Genomic DNA, 10,820 nt, shown 5'->3' on the forward strand with positions numbered 1-10,820 from the left:
TAAACAGAAAGATCAACTGGTAGTAATCCGTACTGAACATATTATACATTATTTTCAGTATAGTTGAGCTTATTATTGACTAGAGTCATGCTCCTGACCGTCCTGAAGACTTCCTTCCAGATTACCCTGGCTCCCCTGTCCATCGACCGTGTCCACCAAGAGGCCTACCATCCGGGCAATGGGGCCGTGGTGGTGATGAGCGGCACTGTTCGAGACAACACCAATGGCCGCCCTGTCGATTACCTGGAATACCAAGCCTACGAGCCCATGGCTCTGAAGGTCTTCGCCGATATTGCCCGACAAATTCAGCAGCGCTGGCCAGATGCCAACAGTGTGGTCATCCACCACCGCATCGGCAAGCTGCGCATTGGCGAGATCAGCGTCTTGGTGGCGGTGGGCACCCCTCATCGGGCCGAAGGGTTTGCTGCCTGCCAATTTGCCATCGACACCCTCAAGCACAACGCCCCCATCTGGAAAAAAGAATACTGGCGAGATGGCACCAGCGCCTGGGTGAGCCTTGGCGCTTGCGAGCTCTCTTCGGCATAGATCCCCCTACACCATACCCACTTGCTCAGCCAAACCCAATTGCTGGCGGGCTGTTTGGCAATCTTGCTGAATTTGCTGAATCAAATCTGCCACCGTGGGAAATCTCCGCTCTGGGCGGATAAAGCCCCGTAGCGCCACCCGCACCTCTTGCCCGTAGAGATCTCCTGTCCAATCCAATAGATGCACCTCGACGGTGTGCTGTAAACCGGCAAACGTGGGCCGATGGCCAATGTTCATCACCCCAGGTAGAGCTGCCGCAGCAGCAGGCACATCCACCCAAACGCTGTACACCCCATCGCGGGGCAAAAACTTCTCCGGAGGCAAGCGGAGGTTGGCGGTGGGAAAGCCCAGTTGTCGGCCCCGCTGATCCCCTTGCACCACTTCTCCCGTTAGCCGGTAAGGACGACCCAAGAGCGCTTCGGCGGTGGACACCTCCCCAGTCGCCAAGGCAGCTCGAATGCGAGAGCTGCTCACCCGTTCCCCGTTCAGTTTCGCCTCCGGGATCACCTCCACCGGAATGCAGCGCTCGGATCCCCAAGCCTGGAGCGTTTGGGCGTTGCCGGAGCGACGGTGACCAAAGCAAAAATCCCAACCGACGCTGAGATGGCGAACGCGCAGGCCCTGTTCAAGTACCGTTTGGATAAACTCTTGGGGGGGCTGGCAGGCAAATGCAGGGGTGAAGGGGAGCAGTACCACCTGCTCAAAGCCCATTTGCGCCAACAGATCCAGCTTTTCGGCAGGGGGAGTGAGCAACAGCTGAGGCCGCCTCGTCAAGACTTCCTGGGGATGGGGATGAAAGGTGAGGACAGTACGTACCCCCTGAAGAGAATCTCGAATCGGCTGCAGCACCTTCTGATGGCCCAGATGCAAGCCATCGAAGTTCCCGATGGCCACAGCGGTGGGTCGCAAGGTTTGAGCCAGATCAGAAGTGATGTGCACTGTCCGGGATCCTAAAAACAGCCAACCAACTGCCTACCCCAGAGGCCACAGCAGGGCCACCAACCCACTCAAGCCCACTACGCCCCACAAGCTCCGTCGCAGGCGCTGCAACACAGGATCAATCTGATACCTGACAATCAGCCGATGCTGAGCCAGCTCCTCTTCTGACTTGGCATACATCGCCCCATCGTACCAGCCACTTTCTTCATAGGGAATCTGGGCTTGTACCAAGCGCCGCCGCACATAAGCCCATCCCAAGTAGAGATGGAGCAACACCAGGCCGAGCAAGACATTGGCCCCCAGCACCGACCCAGAGACAAAGTGGCCCCAATCTCCGGCAAAGCTGCTCCAAACCAGCGGGGAAACCGCCAGCACAACAGCTCCCCAAACCCCAAAGATTCGTTTTAAGTAAGGGATCCACCCCAAAGCAGGCCAGGAAAAAGGAAAGGCTTCCCTCAGCTCTGCATATTGCCGGAGCGGCTGTTGCTCAGCGGGAATGGGATGGAAGGGATCCAGCATAGACCTTAACGTATCTACACAAAATGATATCGGTCGGGTTGGCCCCCCGCCAAGCCTATCCTCAGACCTCCATCTCTCGACGAAGACAGCCTAGAAATCCAGCCCAGGCATCTTCCCGATCAACCGAAGGGGAGCGGGGTATCGTATTTATTGAAGTGTGGTCGCGTCTACAACTTATCCCATCATGAGCGTCACGAGCGAATCTGCCGCCACTGCCGCACCCTATGTAGTCTTAAAAGAGCCGGATGGCAGCCAAAGAAAACACGTTCTCTCGGGAGCGACCGCTTGGACCCTAGGCCGTGATGAGGACAACGCCATCGTCTTGAGCGATCCCAGCGTTTCCCGCCAACATGCCCTGCTGCAATACCTCGACAACAACAGCATCTATCTCATCGATCTGGGCAGCCGCAACGGCTCGTTTGTCAACAATCGCCGCGTCAGCATTCCCACCCTGCTGCAGGATGGGGATCACCTCACCCTTGGACAATCCCAGCTGGAGTTCCACAGCGGATCCCTGGCCAGCTCGGAACCCAGCCCTGCGGCCAAACCTTCGGACACCCTGGTTTTACAAACCCGCTGGCTGATCTCGGTGGCGGTGGTGGATGTGCGAGGTTACGGACAACTGACTCAACAACTGGACGAGCGCCTGCTTTCCCAGGTGATGGGCGATTGGTTCCGGCGGGGTGGGGATATCATTCAGCAGTACGGGGGCACTGTCGATAAATACATTGGCGATGCGATTATGGCCGTTTGGTTCCATGTGCCCCAAGCCAACACTGCTTCTCTGGGCACGGAAGTGCCGGGAATTCACCTCGATGTGAAGTCGGTTTTGCAGGCCATAGCGAAGCTGTTTCAAATGACCGAGCAGCTGAACGGTGAGTTTCCGCTGCCTTCTCCCATTCGTCTGGGGGCAGGGGTCAACACAGGCTCGGCAATCGTGCGCCAGGTGGGCAACAACACCCGCCAAGAATATACGGCTCTGGGAGATACGGTGAATTTGGCCTTTCGCATCGAGAGCGCTACCCGCACCCTCAACGCCGACCTGGCGGTCAGCCAGGACACCTATACCTGCTTGGCCAAACAGCTGGGGCAGGCAGCCGCCTGCTTCTCCCATCAGGCTGTGGAGCTGAAGGGGTATGCCCACCGCCATCAGGTGTACTACTGCGATGTGCGGTCTTTGCAAGCCGTTCTCAGCCCCTAGACTTGGATCCGACTACCCGGAGATGTCTTGCCGCTGTCTGCTGTCTGACAGAGCAAGGTGGGGGATCCCGCTGTTCTTTTAGAACCTCCTGCTGCTCCTTGAGCCGATAAGATGGCAAGGCCCATTTCGACTGCATAAGAGCCTGGCCCATGACTCTGGTCAATCGCCCCGAGGTGGTGGCAGAGCTAACCGAACTCTACCATCAGTACGAAGCTGCCCTGACGAGCAATGATGTGCCCACCCTGAACCGCCTGTTTTGGGATGGCCCCCAGGTGGTGCGCTTTGGTGTGGGGGAAAATCTCTACGGGGGAGACGAGATCAAGGCTTTTCGCCAACGGCGTCCTCCCACGAATTTGGCCCGCGAGATGCTGCGTTTGCAGGTAGTCACCTTTGGGGAAGATTGCGGCTCGGTCACCCTAGAGTTTCGCCGCCTGGTGAACGGGATCCCTCGCTTGGGCCGCCAAAGCCAGATGTGGTACAGGTTCCCCGATATCGGCTGGAAGATCGTCTCTGCCCACGTGTCCTTTTTGCCGGAAGATCAGGGGGAAATGCTGCGCAAAAGCTGCGGATCCACCTCGCCCACATAGGTATTCAAGCCAATGGCTGTGGCGATCAAAGCCCCATCCACCTCCACCCGCCGATACTGGGAGATGGCCTCTGCCAGGGGCACATCCACCACCCGCCGATTTTGCCAGGCCACCATGCGGTCGTATTTGCCTTGGGCGATCAAGTCCACAGCAGCCACCCCAAAGGCTGCTCCCAGCAGGCGATCCAGAGGAGAAGGCGTACCTCCCCGCTGCAGGTGGCCCAAAACCATAACCCGGGTTTCGATGCCGGTGCGCAGGGCGATCTCATTGCCGATGTAATGGCCAATGCCGCCGTAGAGAGACTGCCCCAGGCTGTTGGTGTAGGTCACCGGCTCCCCCGACTCGGTGCGAACTGCCTCCGCCACCACCACGATGCTGAAGTTATTGCCCCGCTCTTTGCGGTCGCGGATTCTTTTGCAGACATTCTCCAGCTTGTAGGGAATTTCCGGGATCAAAATCACATGCGCCCCCCCGGCAATGCCGGCGCTGATGGCAATGTGACCGGCATCCCGCCCCATCACCTCCATGACCATGACTCGGCTGTGGCTGATGGCCGTGTAGGTGAGCTGATCTAGGGCTTCCACAGCCACGCTCAGAGCTGTGTTGAACCCCACCGAATACTCGGTGGCACCGACATCGTTGTCGATGGTCTTGGGGATCCCGACAAAGTTCCAATCCCCCTGCAGGGCCAGTTGCCGGAGAATGGCCAAGCTGCCATCCCCACCCACCCCGATCAGCGCATCCAACCCAAGCCGGTGGTAGCCGGTGATCACCTCTGCCGAGCGATCCACCAAGCTGCCATCGGGCATAGGGTAGGCGAAGGGGTTGCCTTTGTTCACGGTACCCAAGATGGTGCCGCCGTAGCGCAAAATGCCGGAAACCCGCTTCACATCCAGCAGCTCCGCCTCCACCGGTCGAGCCATCAGTCCTGCCGTCGCATCTTTGATGCCATAAACTTCCATGTCGTAGTCGCGGGCCCGCCGCACCACCGCTCGAATCACGGCGTTGAGGCCGCCACAATCGCCGCCGCTGGTGAGGATCCCGATTCGCTTACGTTTGGGCATAGAGCTCTAGTTAAAGAAAGGTGAACATCCTGAACAGAGATAAGGGTCTATATCGCTTGCAGAGAATCCCTACTCAATCGCAAACTACGGATGTGATCCAGTCGATCATTATCCCAATTATCTTGGTTCAATCAGCTCTGGAGAAACACCTTCTGGTTGGGGGAGTGCTGAAAAAGAAGAAATTGAGGGATCCATACAGCCCAGCAAGATCAGGTCAGCTTGCGCTCCCGGTGGGGCTTGGAGTTGGCGATCAAGCCCAGCCGTTAAGCATCCTTCACAAAAAGGATTAAGAAACATTGCCGCACAAGCTGCCGATTGGGAAAGCCTTCGATATCTCTGAGGATAGATCTTTTCAATCAAAAAGACTTGGGGGCAACGATCCACTCAAAAACTGAAATCATTTGTTAAGCAGGGATGATCAAAACCCGGCCAACCCGATGATAGGGATGAGGATAGAGATAAGGCATCCAGTCTGATTTGGGAGCAGTACCATGACTCAAACCATTGCCCAGTGTGCTCTACAAGGGGCCTCAGAGTTGCTCAGCCGCTACCGGCAGGGAGAGCGCCATTTTCCCCAGTCCTGCTTGGAGTATGCCTTTTTGAGGGGGGTCGATCTGCGAGGGGCCAATCTCGAGGGATCCGATTTGCATGGGGCTAACCTGCGCTACGCCAACCTGCGGGGCAGCAATCTGGCGAAGGCCGACCTGCGCTGTGCCGACCTGCGCTATGCCGACCTTGAGGGAGCCTGCTTGGAAGGGGCCAATTTGAGGGGATCCCTCTACAATCACAGCACCTGCTTCCCGGTGGGGTTTGATCCGGTGACGGCAGGGATGCAGCCCTTTGAATTTTGATTGGGGAAGGAGAGGGGATCCCTGAGCCCTCAGGCCGGGGGAAAGCGCTCCCGCAAATCTCGAATCACCGGAGCGGGCACCAGATGATCGATGGGGCCGCCCAGCTTGGCGACCTCCTTCACCAGGCTGCTGCTGACAAAACTGTGCTCGCTGGCGGTGGCCAGAAAGAGGGTTTCCAGTTCGGGAGCCAAAAGCTTGTTGGTGTGGGCCATTTGCAGCTCCACATCGAAGTCCGACAAGACTCGCAAGCCGCGCACGATCACCTTTGCCCCCCGTTGGCGGGCATAGGCCACCGTCAGACCTGAAAACGTATCAACTTCAACATTTTTGAGATGGGCTGTGGACAGGCTAATCTGGGCTTGCCGCTGCTCTGGGCTGAACAGAGGGGTTTTGTTGGGGTTTTTCAAGACGGCGACGATTACCTTGGAAAAAAGACGGCTGGCCCGCTCGATAACATCGAGATGTCCAAGGGTAATGGGGTCAAAGCTGCCGGGGTAGAGGGCGATCATGGCCAACCTCGTGCTATTCCTCACCCTACCTGGTCTCGGGCCCAAGCCAAATAGGTTGTGCTCACTTGAGTGGCTGCCAGAGCCAGGATCTCGGGCTCAGCGTAGGGGTGCAGCTCTCGCAGCCGTTGTTCCAGGCGGGGGTAGGCAGTTGCGGGCAATTTGAGCAGGATGAGGAACTCGGCATCGGCCTGCAGGGATCCCTGCCAGCGATAGTAGGACGTGATCCCGGGCAAGACCTGGGCACAGGCCACATAACGTTCGGCCACCAAGGTATGAGCCAAGCGATGGGCCTCGGTTTCGGATCCCACCGTGGTCATGACAACCGCGAGGGTATCGGGTGTGATCTTGTCGTCCATGCGGGGCAGTGGTTAACCAAGCGGTTCCTCCCTATCCTATCGCCCGCCAAGTTAGACGCTCCTAGCTCAACGGGGGCCTAGATTTGCCGAAATAGGGCCGCTTCTGGTGCCAGCGCCAGGCAGTTTGAATGATCTCGGCCAGGTCGGTGTAGAGAGGTTTCCAGTTGAGATCCCGAAAGATGGCACCGGCATCGCCCACCAAGCGCGGGGGATCCCCAGGTCGACGTGCTCCCATTTGCACCGGGATCCGCTTTCCGGTCACGGCTGCTGCGGTGGCAATGACCTCTTTGACGGAAAAGCCTTGGCCATTGCCCAGGTTGTAGGCTGCTGGTACGGGTCGGCCAGAGGCCAGCGCTTCTATTGCCAACACGTGGGCTTGCGCCAGGTCGGTGACATGGATGTAGTCTCGGATACAGGTGCCATCGGGGGTATCGTAGTCCTCTCCAAAGACCGTGATGTGGGGACGTTGGCCTCCGGCGACCTCCAACACCAAGGGGATCAAGTGGGTTTCCGGGTCGTGGGCCTCCCCAATTTCGCCATCGGGATCGGCTCCGGCGGCATTGAAGTAGCGCAGGCTAATGGATCGGATCCCGTGGGCAACCTGGAAATCTTGCAAGATCTGCTCCACCATTAGCTTGCTCTGGCCGTAGGGGTTGATGGGACGTTGCGGATGACTTTCGGGGATGGGAATCCGCTCTGGCACCCCGTAAGTGGCACAGGTGCTGGAGAACACTATGTAAGGGATCCCGTGATCCCGCATGGCCTCCAACAAACTCAGGGATCCGGCCACATTGTTGCGGTAGTATTTGCCGGGATCCTTGACCGACTCGCCCACATAGGCATAGGCAGCAAAGTGGATCACCCCTTCTGGGCGATAGTGCTGGATGACTTGATCAAGCCGCTGGCGGTCGGCGAGATCCCCAATCTCCAACGGCCCCCAGCGAACTGCCCAGGGGTGCCCGTAAACCAAGTTGTCGTAAGTGATGGGCAGATGGCCAGAGGCCGCCAGAGCTTTGCAGGTGTGGCTGCCGATGTAGCCCGCCCCGCCGGTAACCAGGAGACGCATAGGCAAACGTCAGATGGAAGATCCCACCCAGGGTAAAGGTTGTCAACGGGATCCCTTCAAGCTCCAAAAGCTTCTTTGGCGGCGTACATGACCTCCACACTGATCTCGGTCAAGCCTCGTTCGCGGGCAAATTTTTCGGTGTTGCGTTTAACCTTGCCGCGCACAAAGCCGGGCACCTTGTTCAGCTCCGCCTGGGCTTCCCGCGTCCAGATGAGGTCGGAATCGGCGCTCAGGCTCTTGTGAATCACCTCCTTGGTGTCGTGGCCACCGAAGATCTCCAACAGGTGATCTTCCATGCCCAGGGTAAAGGAGTTGTAGATCAAGTCCACAATTTGGTTGGCGCCCTCGTAGCCCAAAAAGGGCCGGTAGCCGATAGGGAAATCCTGCACGTGGATGGGGGCCGAGATGACCCCACAAGGGATCCGCAGCCGTTTGCCCACATGCCGCTCCATCTGGGTGCCGAAAATCGCAGCAGGTTCCGCCTGGGCAATCGCATCCGCCACGCGGGTGTGATCCTCCGTCATCAAGATCTGATCGCAATACCCTCCCACCTCTGCCTGGAACCACTCCCCATCGTAGGTGCAATAGCTGCCCGCCCACACCACGTGGATCCCCATCTCGCGGGCCAGGATTTTGGTGATGGCCGCCGCGTGGGTGGAATCCCCGAAGACCACCGCTTTTTTGCCGGTTAGGTTTTGGCAGTCGATGGAGCGGGAAAACCAGGCCGCTTGGGAAATGTGCAGGGTTTGCTCCTGGATGTAGGCTTCATAATCGACAGGGATCCCTTGCTCATTCAGGATCTTCTGGATCTGGCGGATGAAGCGGGCCGTTTCCACCACCCCCATCGGGGTGATCTCGATGGAAGGCGTGCCAAACTCCTCCTGCAAGTAGCGAGCTGTCATCAGCCCCAGCTCCCGATAGGGCACCACATTAAACCAGGCCCGCCCCAGGTGTTTGAGATCGTGGACACTGGCCCCTTGCGGGATCACCAGGTTGAGCTGGATCCCCAGATCTCGCAGCAGCGCCTTCAGCTCCCGCAGATCGTGGGCATTGTGAAACCCCAGGCTGGAAATGCCAAGGATGTTACAGGAAGGACGCTCCGTCTTTTGGGGCGAGTCGTTCAGCTCCCCCTGTTTGCGAGCTTTGGTGATGTAGAACTCCACAATCTGGTGCAGGGTGCGATCTGCTGCCTGCAATTCGTTAACCCGGTAGTGGTTGACATCTGCCAGCATTACGTCGCAGCGACTGGCCAACTGGGCCTGCCGGACAAAGTGATGCAGATCTTCCTGCAAAATGCTGGAAGTGCAGGTGGGGGTGACCACGATCAAATCCGGGTGCTCCTCGCCGTCTTTGCGGACGATGTTGCGAATCACCTTTTCGTCGGATCCCCGCGCCAACACCTGCCGGTCAACGACGCTGGTGGTTACCGGAGTAAAATCCCGCTCTCGCTCCAACATGGAACGCATCACGTTGAAATAGTCGTCTCCCAGAGGAGCGTGCATGATGCTGTGAACGTTTTTGAAGGAGCTGGCCACCCGCAGCGTGCCGATATGGGCAGGGCCAGCGTACATCCAATAGGCCAATTTCATGGGCAGCCTCTCAAGAAAGCCAGAGACAAAATCAAGGATCCCAACCCACCGCCGGATGTGCACCCGCTGGGAATCTCTCCTGGCATTGTAGAACGCTCAGCAGCCGGCATCCCTTGGCTGTTATCCTCCGTAACTCCCAACCGAGACGCTCCCAAGCCAAACTCGATCAAAAGAAAAACAACCCTGCCAAGGCAAGTGTGATTACGGGGATCCCTCTACTCTGCCCAAAGGGCTTGTTCCATCCTAGAAATAGGGGCGATGGATACCCATCTGGCTCCAGAGCCCAAGCTGAGGAACCTCAGGGATCGTGACAGGTGAATCGGCTAGCAGGCAAGAGCAGAGGAGTTTTTGTATTTTTCGTTACATGTTAACTTTTGGAGACAAAACATGTAGCTCTACAACGTTGAGCAGAGATTCTTGTTTACAGAAGCAAGCTTTCTGTTGAGGAAGGCAGACTAACAGAGGGAAGAGAGATGGCTGATGTTTCCCTCAATACAAACTCGACACAAAGCATAAGAATTGTCGATTATTGACGATTTCATGCGCCGTAATCGATCAAAGGTTGCTCCTTCTTCAAAGGTAAAGGTGTGAGGTGAAAGCTTATGGGTTCCACAACGATTTCTTGGCAACGTGCTCGCAGAGCTCCTCAGGAGCTGACCGGTTCCATGACTTCCGTGCACTTCAAACCTACAACTCACCTGCGCGACTGGTTGCAGGCTCCATTGCGACCCATCCAATCGGCTATCGATAACTTCAGCATCCGCGATCCCCGCTTGGCCCACTTCCTTTGCCGGTGGATCCCGGCCCGCTGTCCCTTCGAGCGAGATGTGGTGTTGTTTGGCCACAAGGTGATGCATATTCCGCCCATGTGCAAACTTAACCCCTTCTACGACCAGGTGGTAGGGCTGCGCTTCCGGGCTTTGTCGTTTCTGGCAGAACGGGGGGAAGACATTAGCCGTTATGTGTAGGATAGGGGAACGCGGTCAATTCTGGCGGGGATCAGGATTGGGGCAACTACATTTTAGTAGTTGCAAATCCTCAAGCAACTGGGGTATGTCTGCCTAGATAATGGAGTCTGGATAATTGAGTTATAGTCGCTTCAGGTTAGGGTGAGACGCCCAGGCCATTGAGAGAAGCCTTCTGGCTCTATGAATTCAACGTTTTGGGTGCGGGTGCAGTGTCCTAGTTTGAGCGGAAACCAAGGACTCCGTCCCGCTGTCGCGAGGGGATGTGACACCACTTGCCCATTGCTGTCGGTGTAGAAGCTGGCCAGACCCACATCCAACCCCACTACCTGGCCGGTGTACCCTGCCTGCTCTACCCACACCTAAGGCCTTGAATGCACCTGATCGTGGGGCCTTTCTTGGCAGCCCAGGCATCTCGCCCTAAACTGAAACGGCTATGGATGCAACTTCACTGTTGCCGCCAGGGAAACAACAAGAAAATCCCCCAGCATTGGCCAGGGGATCGTCTGCTTTTGTCAAGCCGTCAGGTCAGACCATCAGCCACGCACCGCAGGCGCTACCTCCACCGCCGCCAAATCCAGCGGGAAGTTGTGCGCATTCCGCTCGTGCATCACTTCCATCCCCAGGT

The 10,820-nt window shown here is 57.4% G+C and carries 11 protein-coding genes and 1 pseudogene; 5 read left to right on the forward strand and 7 right to left on the reverse strand.

From position 1 onward, the window contains the following. Positions 1-87 precede the first annotated feature (87 nt). Positions 88-546 carry a molybdenum cofactor biosynthesis protein MoaE gene (locus tag ACVWVQ_RS13930; protein ID WP_041436693.1) on the forward strand — a complete coding sequence of 153 codons (459 nt, stop codon included), beginning with the start codon at positions 88-90 and terminating at the stop codon, positions 544-546. Between the two features lie 6 nt (positions 547-552). On the opposite strand, the gene ACVWVQ_RS13935 is transcribed toward ACVWVQ_RS13930, so the two are convergent. After that, entirely contained in the window at positions 553-1,485 is a 933-nt protein-coding gene (locus tag ACVWVQ_RS13935; protein ID WP_414355748.1) for a bifunctional riboflavin kinase/FAD synthetase, read from the reverse strand. A 33-nt stretch (positions 1,486-1,518) separates the two neighbouring features. After that, positions 1,519-2,004, reverse strand: coding sequence for a CGLD27 family protein (locus tag ACVWVQ_RS13940; protein WP_414390435.1), 486 nt, complete (start codon positions 2,002-2,004; stop codon positions 1,519-1,521). A 184-nt stretch (positions 2,005-2,188) separates the two neighbouring features. On the opposite strand from ACVWVQ_RS13940, the gene ACVWVQ_RS13945 reads away from it, so the two are divergent. Both ACVWVQ_RS13945 and hpxZ read left to right on the forward strand, forming a co-directional pair. Continuing rightward, entirely contained in the window at positions 2,189-3,205 is a 1,017-nt protein-coding gene (locus tag ACVWVQ_RS13945) for an FHA domain-containing protein (RefSeq protein WP_414355750.1), read from the forward strand. Between the two features lie 149 nt (positions 3,206-3,354). Beyond that, entirely contained in the window at positions 3,355-3,792 is a 438-nt protein-coding gene (gene hpxZ / locus ACVWVQ_RS13950) for an oxalurate catabolism protein HpxZ (protein WP_414355751.1), read from the forward strand. Here the strand turns inward: hpxZ and ACVWVQ_RS13955 are convergent. Beyond that, positions 3,744-4,856, reverse strand: coding sequence for an ATP-dependent 6-phosphofructokinase (locus ACVWVQ_RS13955; protein WP_414344504.1), 1,113 nt, complete (start codon positions 4,854-4,856; stop codon positions 3,744-3,746). The genes hpxZ and ACVWVQ_RS13955 overlap by 49 nt on opposite strands. A gap of 491 nt (positions 4,857-5,347) precedes the next feature. Between ACVWVQ_RS13955 and ACVWVQ_RS13960 the strand changes: the two genes are divergently transcribed. Continuing rightward, on the forward strand, positions 5,348-5,707 hold the full coding sequence (locus tag ACVWVQ_RS13960; protein ID WP_414350044.1) for a pentapeptide repeat-containing protein: 360 nt from the start codon (positions 5,348-5,350) through the stop codon (positions 5,705-5,707). Positions 5,708-5,736: 29 nt separating this feature from the next. Here the strand turns inward: ACVWVQ_RS13960 and coaD are convergent, their stop codons facing one another. The 4 genes from coaD to bchB form a co-directional block, all read right to left on the reverse strand. Beyond that, a complete protein-coding gene (gene coaD / locus ACVWVQ_RS13965; protein ID WP_414355759.1) occupies positions 5,737-6,216 on the reverse strand; it encodes a pantetheine-phosphate adenylyltransferase in 480 nt (159 codons plus the stop codon). A 20-nt stretch (positions 6,217-6,236) separates the two neighbouring features. Then, complete coding sequence (gene cutA, locus ACVWVQ_RS13970) at positions 6,237-6,572, reverse strand: divalent-cation tolerance protein CutA (protein WP_414384006.1); 336 nt, start codon at positions 6,570-6,572, stop codon at positions 6,237-6,239. A gap of 61 nt (positions 6,573-6,633) precedes the next feature. Then, entirely contained in the window at positions 6,634-7,638 is a 1,005-nt protein-coding gene (gene galE / locus ACVWVQ_RS13975) for a UDP-glucose 4-epimerase GalE (protein ID WP_457509044.1), read from the reverse strand. A gap of 56 nt (positions 7,639-7,694) precedes the next feature. Further along, positions 7,695-9,227: a ferredoxin:protochlorophyllide reductase (ATP-dependent) subunit B gene (gene bchB / locus ACVWVQ_RS13980; RefSeq protein ID WP_457384576.1), complete on the reverse strand. Its 1,533-nt coding sequence runs from the start codon at positions 9,225-9,227 to the stop codon at positions 7,695-7,697. Positions 9,228-9,949: 722 nt separating this feature from the next. Between bchB and ACVWVQ_RS13985 the strand changes: the two are divergent. After that, positions 9,950-10,195: pseudogene (locus ACVWVQ_RS13985) on the forward strand (Mo-dependent nitrogenase C-terminal domain-containing protein); the annotation flags it as partial. Positions 10,196-10,820: the final 625 nt, after the last annotated feature.

It is taken from the genome of Thermostichus sp. MS-CIW-36, from assembly GCF_054059035.1.